This is a genomic window from Spirillospora sp. NPDC029432 (assembly GCF_040703975.1).
GTDB lineage: Bacteria > Actinomycetota > Actinomycetes > Streptosporangiales > Streptosporangiaceae > Spirillospora.
In genome coordinates this window covers 1-15,396 of the sequence record NZ_JBEZWH010000037.1, presented here as the reverse complement: position 1 = coordinate 15,396, position 15,396 = coordinate 1, and the positions used below count along the sequence as shown (strand labels likewise).

15 protein-coding genes are annotated in these 15,396 nt (G+C 73.2%); 10 read left to right on the top strand and 5 right to left on the bottom strand.

Going from position 1 to position 15,396, the window contains the following annotated elements; genetic code table 11:
- Positions 1 to 42: 42 nt before the first annotated feature.
- On the bottom strand, positions 43 to 1,335 hold the full coding sequence (locus AB0881_RS25900; protein WP_366620754.1) for a S8 family serine peptidase: 1,293 nt from the start codon (positions 1,333 to 1,335) through the stop codon (positions 43 to 45).
- 1 nt (position 1,336) lies between these two features.
- Entirely contained in the window at positions 1,337 to 2,161 is an 825-nt protein-coding gene (locus tag AB0881_RS25895; RefSeq protein WP_366620752.1) for a hypothetical protein, read from the bottom strand.
- A gap of 218 nt (positions 2,162 to 2,379) precedes the next feature.
- Between AB0881_RS25895 and moeZ the strand changes: the two genes are divergently transcribed.
- Entirely contained in the window at positions 2,380 to 3,561 is a 1,182-nt protein-coding gene (gene moeZ / locus AB0881_RS25890; RefSeq protein WP_366620750.1) for an adenylyltransferase/sulfurtransferase MoeZ, read from the top strand.
- A 7-nt stretch (positions 3,562 to 3,568) separates the two neighbouring features.
- Here the strand turns inward: moeZ and AB0881_RS25885 are convergent, their stop codons facing one another.
- A complete protein-coding gene (locus tag AB0881_RS25885) occupies positions 3,569 to 4,339 on the bottom strand; it encodes a TetR/AcrR family transcriptional regulator (RefSeq protein ID WP_366620748.1) in 771 nt (256 codons plus the stop codon).
- Between the two features lie 188 nt (positions 4,340 to 4,527).
- Between AB0881_RS25885 and AB0881_RS25880 the strand changes: the two genes are divergently transcribed.
- The 3 genes from AB0881_RS25880 to AB0881_RS25870 all read left to right on the top strand — a co-directional run bounded on the left by AB0881_RS25880 (position 4,528) and on the right by AB0881_RS25870 (position 8,127).
- Complete coding sequence (locus AB0881_RS25880) at positions 4,528 to 6,735, top strand: MMPL family transporter (RefSeq protein WP_366620746.1); 2,208 nt, start codon at positions 4,528 to 4,530, stop codon at positions 6,733 to 6,735.
- A 42-nt stretch (positions 6,736 to 6,777) separates the two neighbouring features.
- Positions 6,778 to 7,539 carry an SGNH/GDSL hydrolase family protein gene (locus tag AB0881_RS25875; RefSeq protein WP_366620744.1) on the top strand — a complete coding sequence of 254 codons (762 nt, stop codon included), beginning with the start codon at positions 6,778 to 6,780 and terminating at the stop codon, positions 7,537 to 7,539.
- Positions 7,540 to 7,602: 63 nt separating this feature from the next.
- Positions 7,603 to 8,127 (top strand): superoxide dismutase family protein, encoded by a 525-nt coding sequence (locus tag AB0881_RS25870; RefSeq protein ID WP_366620742.1) that lies wholly within the window; start codon positions 7,603 to 7,605, stop codon positions 8,125 to 8,127.
- A 72-nt stretch (positions 8,128 to 8,199) separates the two neighbouring features.
- Here AB0881_RS25870 and AB0881_RS25865 read toward each other — a convergent pair whose 3' ends face one another.
- Complete coding sequence (locus tag AB0881_RS25865; RefSeq protein ID WP_366620740.1) at positions 8,200 to 9,096, bottom strand: Ku protein; 897 nt, start codon at positions 9,094 to 9,096, stop codon at positions 8,200 to 8,202.
- 116 nt (positions 9,097 to 9,212) lie between these two features.
- Between AB0881_RS25865 and ligD (AB0881_RS25860) the strand changes: the two genes are divergently transcribed.
- The 6 genes from ligD (AB0881_RS25860) (at position 9,213) to AB0881_RS25835 (ending at position 14,368) form a co-directional block, all read left to right on the top strand.
- A complete protein-coding gene (ligD, locus tag AB0881_RS25860) occupies positions 9,213 to 10,187 on the top strand; it encodes a non-homologous end-joining DNA ligase (protein WP_366620738.1) in 975 nt (324 codons plus the stop codon).
- 25 nt (positions 10,188 to 10,212) lie between these two features.
- Positions 10,213 to 11,112, top strand: a complete 900-nt coding sequence (ligD, locus tag AB0881_RS25855; protein ID WP_366620736.1) for a non-homologous end-joining DNA ligase — start codon at positions 10,213 to 10,215, stop codon at positions 11,110 to 11,112.
- 80 nt (positions 11,113 to 11,192) lie between these two features.
- Complete coding sequence (locus AB0881_RS25850) at positions 11,193 to 12,815, top strand: NAD(P)/FAD-dependent oxidoreductase (protein WP_366620734.1); 1,623 nt, start codon at positions 11,193 to 11,195, stop codon at positions 12,813 to 12,815.
- A gap of 148 nt (positions 12,816 to 12,963) precedes the next feature.
- A complete protein-coding gene (locus AB0881_RS25845) occupies positions 12,964 to 13,584 on the top strand; it encodes a TetR/AcrR family transcriptional regulator (protein WP_366620732.1) in 621 nt (206 codons plus the stop codon).
- A 156-nt stretch (positions 13,585 to 13,740) separates the two neighbouring features.
- Positions 13,741 to 13,977, top strand: a complete 237-nt coding sequence (locus AB0881_RS25840) for a DUF3107 domain-containing protein (protein WP_366620730.1) — start codon at positions 13,741 to 13,743, stop codon at positions 13,975 to 13,977.
- A 103-nt stretch (positions 13,978 to 14,080) separates the two neighbouring features.
- Complete coding sequence (locus tag AB0881_RS25835) at positions 14,081 to 14,368, top strand: hypothetical protein (RefSeq protein ID WP_366620728.1); 288 nt, start codon at positions 14,081 to 14,083, stop codon at positions 14,366 to 14,368.
- Positions 14,369 to 14,472: 104 nt separating this feature from the next.
- Here AB0881_RS25835 and AB0881_RS25830 read toward each other — a convergent pair.
- Positions 14,473 to 15,396 (bottom strand): hypothetical protein (locus tag AB0881_RS25830; protein ID WP_366620726.1); only part of this gene is annotated, 924 nt, incomplete at its 5' end.

The following is a 15,396-nucleotide window of genomic DNA, read 5'->3' as shown; positions in this document are numbered from 1 at the left end:
CTCATCATGATCACGACGGCCGTCCGGAACCGGCCAGGGCGATCAGTACGGTCCGCGCGGCGGCCGCCAGGGGTCCGGGGCGGGACCGGCGGCGGCGGGCGGGGCGGGGCCCGCAGGTGCGGGCCCCGCGCGGCGCTTGGGGTTGCGGCGGTGCAGGGTGATCGTGATGATCAGCGCGATCACGGCGCCGGCGACGCCCGCCGTGGTGACGACGATGATGATCCCGTTCACCCAGGCGGGCCGCGGGATGACGCTGACCGGGCCCGGGTCGCCGGCGCCGAAGCGCTGCCGGGCGGGCTTGCCGGACGCGCCGGCGCGGGGCTTGGTGAGGCCGTCGGCGGCGGCGAGCGAGCGAGCGGCGTTGACCTCGCCGTAGCCGACCTCCGCGTCGTAGGTGCTGCCCGGGTTGTGCCGGGTGCCCTGGATCAGCGCCTGGGCGACCAGCGTCGGCGGCATCTTCGGGTGCCGGGACCGGATGAGCGCGGCGATGCCGGAGACCAGCGCGGTCGAGTCGCTGGTGCCGTTGGTCAGGACGTAGTCCCCGCCGGGGGCCGCGACCGGCACGCCCGCGCCGGGCGCGGAGACCAGCACCGAGTAGTTGGTGTTGGAGAACGCGGCGCGCCGGTGCTCGTCGTCGGTCGCGGCGACCGCGATGACGCCGGGATAGGACGCCGGGTACGAGTACGGGGCGAAGCCGTCGTCGTCGAGCCGGGACCGCTTGTCGCCGTCGTTGCCGGCCGCCGCGACGACCACCGTGCCCTTGCCGATGGCGTACCCGATGGCCTCGCGCTCCTCGGGGTTGTCCTGGTACTTGCCGAGGGAGAGGTTGATGACGTCGGCGCCCCGGTCGGCGGCGTACCGGATGCCGCGCGCCACCGCGCCCTCGGCCCGTTCGGAGGAGCGGAAGAGGGGGAAGCTCGGGTCCTCGGGTTCGGCGAGGGAGCGGATCGCCAGGATGCGCGCCTCGGGCGCGACGCCGATGACGCCGTCGCGGCCGCCGGGGCCGTGCCCGTGCCCGGCGATCAGCGACGCCATCCCGGTGCCGTGCAGCCGGGTCGGCCGGGTACGGCCGTCGACGGCCGCCAGCATGTTGGGCCCGGTGGTGACCGAGCCCTTCAGGTCGGCCTGGTCCGCGTCCACGCCGGAGTCCACCACGGCCACGGTCACGCCCCGGCCGCGGGTGGTCTTCCAGGCGTTCTCCAGGTCCAGGGTCCGGATCATGGGCCGCTGCCGGTCGCGCACCTCGTCGGCGCCGGCCGGGGCGGCGGGCACCAGCACGGCGGCCAGCGCCAGCGCGGCCGCGGCGCCGCCGGCCGCCTTGCGCAGTAGGGGCACCTCAGCACCGCCATTCACGGCTGGAGCAGTCCGGCAGGGCCTGCGTGGAGAGTGGCTTGGCGATCCCGCGCGCCACCTGCGGGGCCAGCACGAACGGGCGGGCGGGGTGCTTCTTCGTGGTCACCTCGGCGGGGCGGCCGTCGGCGTACCCCGAGGCGGTGAGCATGACGTACGGCCCGCCGCGGTCGGTGCCGCGCTCCTGCCGCGCCGCGTCGGTGAACCGGGCCGCGGCCGTACCCGGGAACGCGGCGGCGCGGACGGTGGGCCGGACCCCGCCGGAACGGTCCGGGTCCGCGTTCGCGGGCAGCTCGCGGAACGCCTTGTCGGCCCGCCACTGGTCCGGGAACGCGGCCACGCCGACCGTCACCACCACGCCCTGGAGCTGGTCGGTGTAGGTGGCGCGCAGCACGGCGCGGCAGCCGTGCTTGCGCAGCACCAGCGCGTACTCCTGGTCGACGGCGGTGTCGCAGCCGGTCTGCGGCGCGATGCCGACGCGGGTGGCGAACTCGCTCTCGCCGCCGCCCCTGCTGTAGGCGACCCGCTCGGGGAAGATCCGGCCGGCCGGCCACACCTGCCAGCGGCGCGCCACCTCGGCGAGCGCGGCCTGGCGCAGTTCGGCGTTCGTCGGCTCGCGGTTCATCAGCGCCCAGGAGCCGGTGAGCGCGGCCGCGCTGGCGGTCAGGTAGCAGCCGGCGAGGGCGGCGGCGACGACCATCCACTGGCGCGCGCGCAGCCCGAGTACGGTCGCGGGCGCGGGAGCCCGCGGGCCGCTCGCCGATGGGGCCGGGGGGCCCGACGGGGCCGGCGGCATGGGGGGAGGAGGCATGAACGCCACAACCGCACAGATTAGCCGTGCTTTGCCCTGTTCCGCCCTGTCGTCAGGGTGATCTGTCAAGACCCGTTCCGCCGGCATGCCCCCGGAAGGGGCCCTCACCTGGGGGGAATGCGCGGCGACATGGCAAGGTTGTGCGGTGAAGGGATGAACGCGGCCGATGGCGTCCGCCCCCGTAACCCCAGCCGAGCGTCAGCACAGGAGCACTCACCGTGTCGTTGCCACCTCTGGTCGAGCCCGCAGCGGAGCTCACCCACGACGAGGTCAATCGTTACTCGCGGCATCTGATCATCCCCGACGTCGGGATGGCCGGGCAGAAGCGGCTCAAGAACGCCAAGGTCCTGTGCGTGGGCGCGGGCGGCCTCGGCTCGCCCGCCCTGATGTACCTGGCCGCGGCCGGCGTGGGCACGCTCGGCCTCATCGACTTCGACGTGGTGGACGAGTCCAACCTGCAGCGGCAGGTCATCCACCGGCAGTCGTCGCTCGGCAAGCCGAAGGTCGAGTCGGCGGCGGAGACCGTCCGCGAGATCAACCCGCTGATCGACGTCGTGGTGCACAACACGATGCTCGACCGCGACAACATCATGGACATCTTCGGCCAGTACGACCTGATCCTGGACGGCACCGACAACTTCGCCACCCGCTACATGGTGAACGACGCGGCGGTGCTGCTCGGCAAGCCGTACGTGTGGGGCTCGATCTACCGGTTCGACGGCCAGGCGTCGGTGTTCTGGGCCGAGCACGGCCCCTGCTACCGCTGCCTCTACCCCGAGCCCCCACCGCCCGGCATGGTGCCGTCCTGCGCCGAGGGCGGCGTGCTCGGCGTGCTGTGCGCCTCGATCGGCTCCATCCAGACCACCGAGGCGATCAAGCTGCTGACCGGGATCGGCGAGCCGCTGGTCGGCCGGCTGATGATCTACGACGCGCTGGAGATGACGTACCGGCAGGTCAAGGTCCGCAAGGACCCCGAGTGCCCGCTGTGCGGCAAGAACCCGACGCAGACCGAGCTGCTGGAGGACTACGAGGCCTTCTGCGGCGCGGTGTCGGAGGAGGCCGCCGACGCGGTGAAGGACTCCACCATCACCGCCACCGAGCTCAAGGCCATGCAGGACCGCGGCGACGACATCTTCCTGGTGGACGTGCGCGAGCCCAACGAGTACGAGATCGTCTCGATCCCGGGCGCCACGCTGATCCCCAAGGGCGACATCCTGGACGGCAGCGCGCTGGAGCGGCTGCCCCAGGACAAGAAGATCGTCCTGCACTGCAAGTCGGGCGTGCGCAGCGCCGAGGCCCTGGCGGTCGTTAAGAACGCCGGGTTCTCCGACGCCGTCCACGTCGGCGGCGGCGTGCTGGCCTGGGTCAAGCAGATCGACCCGAGCCTGCCCTCCTACTGAGCCGCTCCTAGCGGGTCTCTCCGTCCCCGGCTCCGTCCCCGGTTCCGCCCCCAGCGGGCGGGGCCGGGGGCGAGTACTCCAGGCCGAGCACCGGCGCCAGCTCGGTCAGCATCAGCTCGAACATCGGCTCGGGGTCGTCCAGCGCGAAGTCCAGGTGCCCGAAGACCTCCAGGCTCACCGCGCCCTGGAGGCGCACCCAGCACTGCAGGAACACCTGGATGACCCCGAGGGGCAGGTCCGCCCCCTCCAGGCCCAGCTCGCGGTAGCGGCGCAGCTGCTCGCGCAGCCCCGGGTCGATGTCCTCATCGGCGGGGACCTCGAACGGGCACTTGCTCCACAGCTCCAGGAACAGCGTCAGGAACGTGAGGCCGAAGCGCCGCGCGTTCTCCTCGGCGAAGTCGGCCTGCTCGCGGTGGTCGGTGAGCCCGGGCATCGGGGCGCCGAACAGCAGCGCGTACTCGCGCCGGTGCGCGAACGCCCACTGCCGGAACGTCCGCGCCGCCGCGAGGAACTGGCCGTCCATGTCGCCCTCGGGCACGGCGTGCAGCCCCGCCTTCAGCGCGGCGGTCAGGTCGGCGAAGACGTCGCCGACGACGTGCCGCAGCAGCTCGTGGTGGCTGCCGAAGTAGCGGTACAGGGCCGGTGCCGTCATCCCCATCTCGCGCGCGATCGCGCGCAGGGTCACCGCCTCGGGCCCCTCCTCGACGAGGATCCGCCGGGCGGTCTGGGTGATCTCCCGGACGGTCGCCTCGCGGAGCCGGTCGCGCCGTGACTTCACCGGCACCCCCCTTCTCGCGTCCTGCTCGCGCGGCTCGCGCCGCCTTCCGGCCGCCATCGGCCGTTCCCGCATGATTCCCCATTCACGGCGTTGACTAAAGCTAATGCCGTATGCAAAGTTAACACTGTTCGTGAGTAAACGGCGTTCACTACCGTGACGCCATGTAGCGCACGTGGGGAGCACAGGGCATGTTCGAGAGATGGGGACGGTGGACGTACCGGCGCCGGCGGCCGGTCCTCGCCGCCGCACTGGTCGCGATGGTCGCCGCCGCGGTCTGGGGAACGGGCGTCTTCGGCGCGCTCGACGCGTCCGGCGGGTTCGGCACCCCCGGCAGCGGCAGCGCCCGCGCCGCCGCGGTCGCCGAGCGCGAGCTGGGCCGGGACGCCGCCGACGTGGTGGTCCTGTACGACGCGCCCGGCGGCCGCACGGTCGACGACCCGGCCTACCGGGCCGCCGTGGAGTCCGCGCTCGCGGCGCTCCCGGACGGCAAGGTCGCCGCCGCGACGACCTACTGGAGCAGCCGGTCGCCGCAGCTGGTGAGCGCCGACCGCACCGAGACGTACGCCGCGCTCCGCCTCGCCGGGGACGCGCGGGCGCGGGCCGACGCGTACGAGGCGATCCGCGGCGACCTGGCCGAGGTCGGCGGCGGGCTCACCGCCAAGGTCGGCGGGCAGCTCCCCACCGAGACCGCGATCAACGACCGGGTCACCTCCGACATCGGCCGCGCCGAGGGGATGGCGCTGCCGGTCCTGGTCGTGCTGCTGCTGATCATTTTCGGCGGGGTGGTGGCGGCGAGCCTGCCGCTGCTGGTCGGCGGGGTGGCGATCCTCGGCTCGTTCACCGCGCTGCACCTGCTCACGTACGTGACCGACGTCTCGATCTTCGCGATCAACATCACCACGTTCCTCGGGCTCGGGCTGGCGATCGACTACGGGCTGTTCATGGTGAGCCGGTTCCGCGAGGAGCTGCGCCGCACCCCGTCCACCGAGGACGCGCTCGCCGCGACCATGGCCACCGCGGGCCGCACCGTCGCGGTCTCCGGGATCACCGTCGCGGTGTCGCTGGCCGGGCTGCTGCTGTTCGACCAGAAGTTCCTGCTCTCCATGGGGTACGGCGGGATCGCCACCGTCTTCGTCTGCATGCTCGGCGCGCTGACCGTGCTGCCCGCGCTGCTCGGCGTCCTCGGCCCCCGCGTCGACGCGCTCCGCGTCCGCCGCCCCGGGGGTGCGAGGGGTGGAGCCACCCGCGCCGGGCGCGGGGGGCCTGGGGGGTCGTCCGCCCAGACTCAGCAGGGCTGGTGGTTCCGGCTGGCGCACAGCGTGATGCGCCGTCCCGTCGTCTACGCCGTCGCCACGATCGCGCTGCTGCTCGCGCTCGGCACCCCGTTCCTGCGCGCCAACTGGGGCGGTACGGACGCCAGGGCGCTGCCCGAGGGCAACGAGCAGCGGGTCGTCGCCGAGGCGCTGGAGTCGCGCTTCCCGCGCAACACCACCAGCCCGATCGTCGTGGTCGCCGACGGCACCGCCGACCAGGCGCGGATCGCCGCGTTCGCGGGGCGGCTCGACGCCGTGCCGGGCATCACGAGCGTCGCGCCCACCGGCGCGAAGGGCGACACCGTGCGGTTCGCGCTCCTGTACGAGTCCGAGCCCAACTCCGACGCCGCCCGCGAACTGGTCCGCGACGTGCGGGCCGTCGCGCCGCCGCCGGGCGCCGAGGTGCACGTCGGCGGCGCCACCGCCGAGGTCGTTGACCAGCTCGACAGCATGTCGGCGACGCTGCCGTGGCTGGCCCTGCTGGTCGGGGCCGCGACGTTCGTGCTGCTGTTCCTGGCGTTCGGGTCGATCCTGCTGCCGCTCAAGGCCATCGTGATGAACCTGCTGTCGCTGTCCGCCACGTTCGGCGCCATCGTGCTGATCTTCCAGGACGGGAACCTGTCCGGTGCGCTGGCGTTCACCGCCACCGGGTCGATCGACCCGTCCATGCCGATCCTGATGCTGGCCATGCTGTTCGGGATCTCGATGGACTACGAGGTGTTCCTGCTCTCCCGCGTCCGCGAGCAGTACGACCTGACCGGCGACAACACCGCCGCCGTCGCGACCGGGCTGCAGCGCACCGGCGGCATCATCACCAGCGCCGCGCTGCTGTTCGTGGTCGTGATCGGGGCGTTCGCCACCTCCGGGATCACGTTCATCAAGCTGGTCGGCGTCGGCATGGTGATCGCGATCGTGGTGGACGCGACGGTGGTGCGGGCGCTGCTCGTCCCGGCGACCATGCGGCTGCTGGGCCGCGCCAACTGGTGGGCGCCCGGCCCGCTGGCCCGCGTCCACCGCCGCTACGGCATCCGCGAGAGCGACGCCCCGCCGGTGGAGCGCCCTCTGGAGCCCGCCGGAACCTGACCCGGTACGGAGCCCTTACCGCAGGTCAATAGCATGGTGGACATGGCATGGACGCGATATGCAGCGATCGGCGACTCCTTCACCGAAGGGATCGGGGACCCCTATCCGGACGGCGGCTGGCGCGGCTGGGCCGACCGGGTGGCCGAAGCGCTGAGCGCCCGTACCGACGGCTTCGCCTACGCCAACCTGGCGATCCGCGGCCGGCTGCTGGACGAGATCATCGACGGGCAGCTGCCGGCCGCGCTGGCGCTGGAGCCCGACCTGGTGTCGGTCTCCGGCGGCGGCAACGACCTGCTGCGCCCCGGCACGGACGTGGACGCGCTCGCCGGGCGCATGGACGGCGCGGTCGAGCGGCTGCGCGCGGCGGGCGCCGACGTGGTGCTGTTCACCGGCGTGGACCCGGTCGGCTCCGCGGTGATCCGCCGAACCCGCGGCCGGGTGGCGGTCTACAACGAGCACCTGCGCGCCATCGCCGTCCGCCGCGGCGCGTACGTGGTGGACCAGTGGGCGATGGACGTGCTGAAGGACTGGCGGATGTGGGGCGTCGACCGCCTGCACATGTCGCCGGAGGGGCACCGCCGGGTCGCGCTGGCGATGCTGGAGGCGCTGGGCGTCCCCGAGCTGGAGGACTGGCGGGCGCCGGAGCTGGAGCCGCTCCCCGAGCTCAGCCGGGGCGCGCGGCTGCTGTTCGACGTGCGGTGGGCGCGCGGCCATCTGGCGCCGTGGATCGGCCGCCGTCTCCGCGGCCGGTCTTCCGGAGATGAAATCTCGGCGAAGCGGCCGTCTCTCTCGCCGTTCGAGTGACGCGCCGGACACGCTCCGCAGGCATGATCGTTCCGTCCGTCATCTGACGAGAGGAACCATCGAATGCCCACGATCAGACGTACGGCCCTCACCTGCGCCGCGACCGGGATCGCGCTCGGCGTCCTCGCCGCCCCGGCCGCGGCCTGCCCAGAACCGCACGGCCTGAAGGCCAAGGGGCCGACCCACGCCTACGCCAAGGCGTACAAGAAGGCGCGGACGGCCGTCCACGTCGAGTACGAGCGCGGCAGGACCACCGTCCGGTTCAAGGTGGCCGGGATGCCGAAGTCGGCGAAGGGCAAGCGCTTCGGCGTCCACGTGCACCGCCACAAGTGCGGTCCCAGGCCGGCCGACGCGGGCCCGCACTACCAGAACCCGAACGCCAAGCCCGGCACTCCGCTGCGCGACAAGGAGATCTGGCTGGACGTGAAGGTCGACCGCAAGGGCCGCGGGGCGTCCACGGCCGTCGTGCCCTGGAAGGTCGAGAAGGGCACCGCCGGGTCGGTCGTCCTGCACGCCAAGCCGACGAACCCCAGGACGGGCGACGCGGGCGACCGCCTCCTCTGCACCACGGTCCCGTTCGGCTCCTGAGCCGGGCGGACGGACCGGTACGCGAACGCGTACGGCGGCGGGCCAGCGGCGGCTCGCCGCCACCGGACGCGGCTACGCCGACTTGCGGCGGCGTGGCTTCGACTCGCCCTTCTTCGACGACGAAGACGACGAGGACGAGGAAGGGGACGACGACTTCGCGGTGGACTTCTTCTTGGCGGGCGCCTTCTTCTCCCCGCGGTCCTTCTTGGCGGCCTCGACGCTGGCGCGCAGCGCGCTCAGCAGGTCGGCGGCCGGCTCCTCCTCGCCCTCCGGCTCCGGCCGGGTGACCTCGCGGCCCTCGACCTTGGCGTCGATCACCGACTGGAGCGCCTCCCGGTAGGCGTCCTTGTACTCCGACGGCTCGAAGTCGCCCTGCATGCTCTCGATCAGCGAGGTGGCCATGCTGAGCTCCTGCTTGCGGACCTCGATGTCCTCCTCCAGGAACGGGAAGTCCGGCGCGCGCACCTCGTCCGGCCACAGCATGGTCTCCAGGACGAACACGCCCTCGCGCACCCGCAGGGTCGCCAGCGACTCGCGCTGGCGCAGCGCCACCTTCACGATGGCGACCTGGTCGGACTTCTCCAGCGCGTCGCGCAGCAGCACGTACGGCTTGGCGCCCTGGGCGTCCGGCTCCAGGTAGTACGACTTCGCGAAGTAGATCGGGTCCACCTCCTCCTGCTCGACGAACTGCAGCACGTCGATGCGGCGGCTGGTGGACAGCGGAAGGTCGGCGAAGTCCTCGTCGGTGAGCACGACCATCTCGCCGCCGGGCAGCTCGTAGCCCTTGGCGATGTCGGCGTACGGGACCTCCTCGCCGTCCACCGAGCAGACCCGCTTGTACTTGATGCGGCCCCCGTCCTCCCGGTGGACCTGGTGGAAGGAGACGTCCCGCTGCTCGGTCGCGGAGTAGACCTTCACCGGGATCGTCACCAGGCCGAAAGAGATCGCGCCCTTCCAGATACTGCGCATGATGCGTCCTTACCCCGGCGCCTGTGCCCCTTAGCGTCGCAAGCGAGAGCGTTTTACTCCAGAAAGACGCTCTTGATCCTTTTTTCTCCGCGCGATGGCGGGGGTAAGACGCGATTATGACCATGCCGTGGCCCGTACGCCCCATGATGGCCGCCACCGGAGACCTCCCCGACGACACCGGGCGCTGGGGACTGGAGCTCAAGTGGGACGGCGTCCGCGTGATCGCCTACGTGTCGGCCGACGGGGTGCGTGCCAGCGGGCGCCGCGTCACCGAGCTGGCCGGCCGCTACCCCGAGCTGTCCGGCCTGTCCGACCTGCTGCCGCACCACGACGTGATCCTCGACGGCGAGGTGGTCGCCTTCGAGGACGGCCGCCCCAGCTTCGAGCGCCTCCAGCGCCGGATGCACGTCGCCCGCCCCGACCCCCGGCTGATCCGCGAGGTGCCCGTCCGGTACGTGGTGTTCGACATCCTCTACCTGGACGGCGAGCCGCTGCACGACGTCCCGTACACCGGGCGGCGGGCGCTGCTGGCGGGCCTGGACCTCGCCGGGTCCGGTCCGGTCGAGGTGCCGCCGTACCTGGACGGCGGCGACGCCGCCCAGGTCGCCGAGCTGATGGAGTTCACCAAGGAGCAGCGGCTCGAGGGCCTGATGGCCAAGCGGCTCGACTCGGTCTACCGGCCGGGCCGCCGGGTCGACTACTGGCGCAAGGTCAAGAACTTCCTCACCCGCGACGTGGTCGTCTGCGGCTGGAAGCCCGGCAAGGGGCGGCGCGAGGGCGGCGTCGGGTCGCTGCTGCTCGGGGAGTACGACGGCAAGGGCCGGCTGTGCTTCGTCGGCCATGTCGGCACCGGGTTCAGCGACCGGGCGCTGGACGACCTGTACGCGACGCTGTGGCCGCTGCGCCGCCCGACGAGCCCGTACGACGAGCCGGTGCCGCGCGAGTTCGCCCGCGACGCCCAATGGGTTGAGCCGCGGCTCGTCGGGGAGGTCGCCTACAGCGTGCGGACCAGGGACGGCCGGCTGCGCTTCCCGTCATGGCGCGGCCTGCGCGACGACAAGGACCCGCTGGAAGTTACCCGCGAGCACTGATTACCCGCGAGCACTGAGGTGACCCGTGAGCACTGAGAAGAAGAGCGTCCGGGTGGAGGGCCGCGACCTGACGCTGTCGAACCTCGGCAAGAACCTGTACCCGGAGTTCACCAAGGGCGAGGTCATCGACTACTACGTGCGGATCGCGCCGGTGCTGCTGCCGCATCTGAAGGACCGTCCCGCGACCCGGATCCGCTGGCCGGACGGCGTCCACGGCGGGAAGTTCTTCGAGAAGAACGCGCCGTCGTACACCCCGGACTGGATCCGCACCGCGCGCGTCCCCACCCCCGGCAGCTCCACCGGCCGCGAGCACCTGGACTTCGTCGTGGTGGACGACCTGCCGACGCTGGTGTGGTGCGCCAACCTCGCGGCGCTCGAACTGCACGTGCCGCAGTGGAAGGCGGGGCCGCGCGGCGGGCTGCGCAGCCCCGACCTGATGGTGTTCGACCTCGACCCCGGGGAGCCCGCGACGATCGTGGACGCGTGCGAGGTCGCCCGGCTGCTGCGCGACCTGCTGGCCGCGGACGGGCTGGACTCGTACCCGAAGACGAGCGGGAAGAAGGGCCTGCACCTGTACGTGCCGATCAAGGAGAGCGACCGGACGTCGGAGTACGCGAAGGAGGCGGCGCGGCGGCTGGAGGCCGACCACCCGGACCTGGTGGTCAGCAAGATGGAGAAGCGGCTGCGCAAGGGCAAGGTGCTCGTCGACTGGAGCCAGAACAACCCGGCCAAGACGACCGTCGCCCCGTACTCGCTGCGCGCCGCCGACTCCCCGTCGGTGTCCGCGCCGGTCACCTGGACGGAGCTGGAGGGCTGCGACGACGCCGCGCACCTGAGGTTCGGCCCGGACGAGGTGCTGAGCAGGGTGGACGAGCACGGCGACCTTCTCGCACCGCTCCTGGAAAAACACGATCAGTCCCTTTGAGTAGTCGAACGACTACATTTCGGCCCTCGCTTCCGCCACCATGGGTGATCGATCGGTAGCGGAACGGGAGGGCGGGCACGGTGGGAGAGGATCGTCGCTTCGACGTCATGGTGCTGGGCGGGGGCGCCGCGGGCGAGCTGGTGGCCGCGGCGGCGGCGCGCGCCGGGCGCTCGGTCGCGGTGGTGGAGGAGCGCCTGGTCGGCGGGCAGCCGCCGTATTTCGCGTGCGTCCCGTCCAAGACGCTGCTGCTGTCGGCGCGGCGCGGGGAGAGCTGGGAGCTGGCGCTCGCGCGGCGCGACGCCGTCGCCCGGCACCTGGACGACGGCGCCGCGGTGGCGGCGCTGGCCGCGGCCGGGGTGACCGTGCTGCGCGGCCGCGGCCGGATCACCGGGCCCGGCACGGCCGAGGTGGGCGGCGCCGCGTACCGGTACGGCGACCTGGTCGTCTGCACCGGCAGCGCGCCCGCCTTCCCCGAGGTCGAGGGGCTCGACCAGGTGCCCGTCTGGACCAGCGACGCGGCGCTCACCGTGCCCGACCTGCCGCGCCGGCTGGTGGTGCTGGGCGGCGGGCCGGTCGGCTGCGAGCTCGCCCAGGTGTACGCGGCGTTCGGCTCCCAGGTCACGCTGGTCGAGCCGGCCGGGCGGCTGCTGGCCGCCGAGGCGCCGTTCGCCGGCGAGATCCTCGCCGACGCGCTCCGCCGCACCGGCGTGGACCTGCGGCTCGGCGCCGAGGCGGGCAAGGTGGAGCGGGCCGGCGGGCTGCGGCTGTGGCTGTCGGACGGCGGGATCGTCGACGCCGACCGCGTCCTCGTCGCCTGCGGGCGGCGGCCCCGCGTGGAGGGGCTCGGGCTGGAGGCGATCGGCGTCCCGGTACGCCCCGGCGAGGGCCTGGCGGTCGACGCGGCGTGCCGGGTGACCGGGCGGGACGGGACCGCCGCGGCCACCGGGGCCGGCGGGACGGTCTGGGCGGCCGGGGACGTGACCACCGCCGGCCGTACCGCGCACGCCGCCCGCTACCAGGCCCGCGTCGTCGCCGCCAACCTGCTGGGCGGGCGGCGCGCGGCCGACTACCGCGCGATCCCGCGCGTGGTGCACACCTCGCCCGCCGTCTACGCGGTCGGGCTGTCCCCCATTCAGGCCGCCGAGCGCGGCATAGACCTGGTCGCCGCCGGGTACGACCTCGCCGCCACCGCCCGCGCGGCGGTGCGGGCCGACGACCGGGGCCGCGTGGAGCTGTACGCCGACCGTGCCCGCGGCGTGCTCGCCGGCGCCGCCGCGGCCGGGCCGTACGCGGAGGAATGGATGGGCGAGATCGCGCTGGCCGTGCGCGCGGGGACGCCGCTGGGCGTGCTCACCGACGTGGTGCACGCGTTCCCGACGTACGGGGAGGCGCTGGAGGCGCCGCTGCGCGAGCTGGCCGCGCGCGTCCCGGACCCGCCGGCGGCCGCCGGCGGCGCCGACCTGGGGAGGATGACGGAGATGAGCGAGATGAATCCGGCCGATCGGGACCCCGCTCCCACCGGGAACGGGCTCGGCGAGGAGGCCCCCGAGGCCGACGCGGCGGAGCAGCGGCTCGCGGTCCGGGACGAGGAGGAGCGCACGGGCGACGGAGAGTGGCCGCAGCAGGTACCCTTCGACGCGGACGAGGCCGACGCGGCCGAGCAGGGCCGGGTGGTCGAACTCGACGAGGACGACTACCGCTGACCGGCCGGGCCACCGCGGGCGGCCGACTCGTACCGATCCGCCTCGGTGTTGTGGTTACCTGCGAGGTTACCGGCGCGTAGGATGAGGAGATTGGTTCCCAGCGGCGGGTACCCCTTTCCGTCGCGTTATTCGGTGATCGGAGAGTGTGGTGACCGCGACCCCGGACGCCCGCCCTCGTGGCACGCGACTGCCGCGACTGGCGCGCCGCAGGCAACTGCTCGGCGCGGCCCAGGAGGTGTTCGTCGCCCAGGGCTATCACGCCGCGGCGATGGACGAGATCGCCGAGCGCGCCGGCGTCAGCAAGCCCGTGCTCTACCAGCACTTCCCGGGCAAGCTGGAGCTCTACCTGGCGCTGCTGGACGAGCACGCCGAGGCCCTGGTGAAGACCGTGCGCGACGCTCTGGAGTCCACCTCGGACAACAAGCTGCGCGTGCAGGCCAGCATGCGGGCCTTCTACGACTTCGTGGCCGGTGACGGCGAGGCCTACCGGCTGGTGTTCGAGTCCGACCTGCGCAACGTGGCCCCCGTACGGGCCCGGGTCGAGCGGGCCAACCAGCAGTGCGCCGAGATGATCGCCCGGGTGATCGCCGAGGACACCGACGCCCCCAGCGACGAGGCGCACCTGCTCGGCATGGGCCTGGTCGGCATGGCCGAGGTGAGCGCGCGGTACTGGCTGTCCCAGCACCGCGCGATCCCCAAGGACACCGCCGAGAAGATCATCGCCCGGCTCGCCTGGCGCGGCATCTCCGGCTTCCCGATGAACGCCTGACGGTCACCCCGGCCTCCCGCGTCTCCACGGCGCCCGCGTCTTCGCGTTCACTCGCAGCGAAGGCGCCGGACGGCGCGCGCGGCGATCTCCGTGCGACCATCGGAGTCGGACGCCCCGCCGCCGACGGCGGGGGCCGCGGGACACAGGGAGCATCGCGTGCAGGTTCGCATCGGGGTCCAGTTCGTGCCCAAGGAGCTCGTCGTCGAGACGTCGCAGTCCGCCGACGAGGTGCAGCGCGCGCTGGCCGACGCGCTGGCCGAGGACCGCGGGGTCCTGGTGCTCCGGGACCAGCGCGGCGGACGGGTGGTCGTTCCGGCCGACCGGGTCGGCTACCTGGAGATCGCCGAGGAGGAGGACCGCACGGTCGGATTCGGCGGCAGCCGGTACGCCTGACCTGCGGCGCGTTTGAATCCGGCACAACGGGCATACCGATCGCCGACCACGGGTCGTTGAAACGAAGGGAACGCGACCCCCTGGAACGGATGGTGATCGACCAATGCTCGGGACGATCCTCTGGTTCATCGTCGTCGGGGCCGTCGTCGGGGCGCTGGCTCGTCTGATAGTCCCCGGCCGCAACCCCATCGGGATCCTGCTGACGATCCTCGTCGGGATCGCCGGCGCGCTGCTCGGCGGCGTCGTGTCCGACGCGCTCGGCGCCGGCACGCTCGTCGCGATCGTCTTCGCCGTCGTCATCGCGGCGCTCGGGGTGGCCATGCTCACCTCGTTCAACACCCGCGGGGGCGGTGGCCGGCGGAGCTGGGGCGCCAGGCGGCACACGCACTGACGCCCGGCACGCGCTGAAACGCGACCGGCACGAAGCCGGACCGGAAGGCCCCCGCGCCCTGCACGCGGGGGCCTTCCCCGTCTCCAGGGGAATCTGCGGGCCGGTCAGGGAGTGGTGGAGGGCGACGGCGTGGGAGTCGCCGCCCGGAGCTCCTTGGCCACGTCCGGGTTCAGGAACGGCGCGGCCTGGTCCGCCGCGAGCGTCGCGCTCGTGATCTGGCACGCCTGGCTGCTCATGGTCATGTCCAGCCCCTCCACCGAGATCTTGAACGCGAGGGCGCGGGGGCGCAGCGTGACCTGGATCGCCGACCCGGGCCGGTGCAGGTCCGCCGGCCTGATCCGGAACGGCTTGAGCGGCTCGGACAGGAACGCCGCGTCCGGGTTCAGGCAGTCGTTGCCCTTCTTCAGCACGCCGGCCAGCCTGCTCAGCCCCGCCGGCTGGAGCGTGGCGGCGGTGAAGATGTCGCCCACGCCGAGCTGGCGCCCGTTGGACAGGTCGATGACGACCGCGCTGTCGCTGGTGAAGTTCTTGACCCAGTTGCCGAAGCTGTCCGGCGTGGGGGTGACGCCGAAGCCGTAGGCGACCGAGAGGTAGCGCTTGGTGTTGAGCGTGACCTGCGCGGTGGAGTGGACCTCCTGGACGTCCTCCCGCCCGGCGTACTCGCTGCGGTAGGTCGCGAGCCCCTTGTCGGACGCCGCGCGCAGGGCCGCGTTGATCTTCTTCTCCAGGGCCGGGTCGGAATGCCCGCTGATCGTCACGTACTGCTGGGACGCCGCCGCCCCGCTCCCGCCCGCGGGCTGGTTCGCGGTCACGACCCGGGCCGCCACCGGGACGAGCCGGACCGGCCCCTGCGCCCGCGGCCCGTCGTCGCCGCCCTGGGTGCTCACGACCACCGCGCCGGCTCCGCCCGCCGCCAGCGCGGTCGCGGCCACGGTCACCGCGATCTTCGTACCGGCCGCCGCGAAGATCCCGCCACCGGTGGCCCCCGCCGCCGTGCCCGCGGTGCCCCCGCCGCCGGCGGCCGCCGC

Bases quoted from the DNA above. Each gene is read 5' to 3' on its own strand.
- AB0881_RS25865 (WP_366620740.1), bottom strand. From the start codon at position 9,096: ATGCGCAGTATCTGGAAGGGCGCGATCTCTTTCGGCCTGGTGACGATC.
- ligD (WP_366620738.1), top strand. From the start codon at position 9,213: ATGACCATGCCGTGGCCCGTACGCCCCATGATGGCCGCCACCGGAGAC.
- AB0881_RS25880 (WP_366620746.1), top strand. From the start codon at position 4,528: ATGTTCGAGAGATGGGGACGGTGGACGTACCGGCGCCGGCGGCCGGTC.
- AB0881_RS25835 (WP_366620728.1), top strand. From the start codon at position 14,081: ATGCTCGGGACGATCCTCTGGTTCATCGTCGTCGGGGCCGTCGTCGGG.
- AB0881_RS25875 (WP_366620744.1), top strand. From the start codon at position 6,778: ATGGCATGGACGCGATATGCAGCGATCGGCGACTCCTTCACCGAAGGG.
- AB0881_RS25895 (WP_366620752.1), bottom strand. From the start codon at position 2,161: ATGCCTCCTCCCCCCATGCCGCCGGCCCCGTCGGGCCCCCCGGCCCCA.
- AB0881_RS25870 (WP_366620742.1), top strand. From the start codon at position 7,603: ATGCCCACGATCAGACGTACGGCCCTCACCTGCGCCGCGACCGGGATC.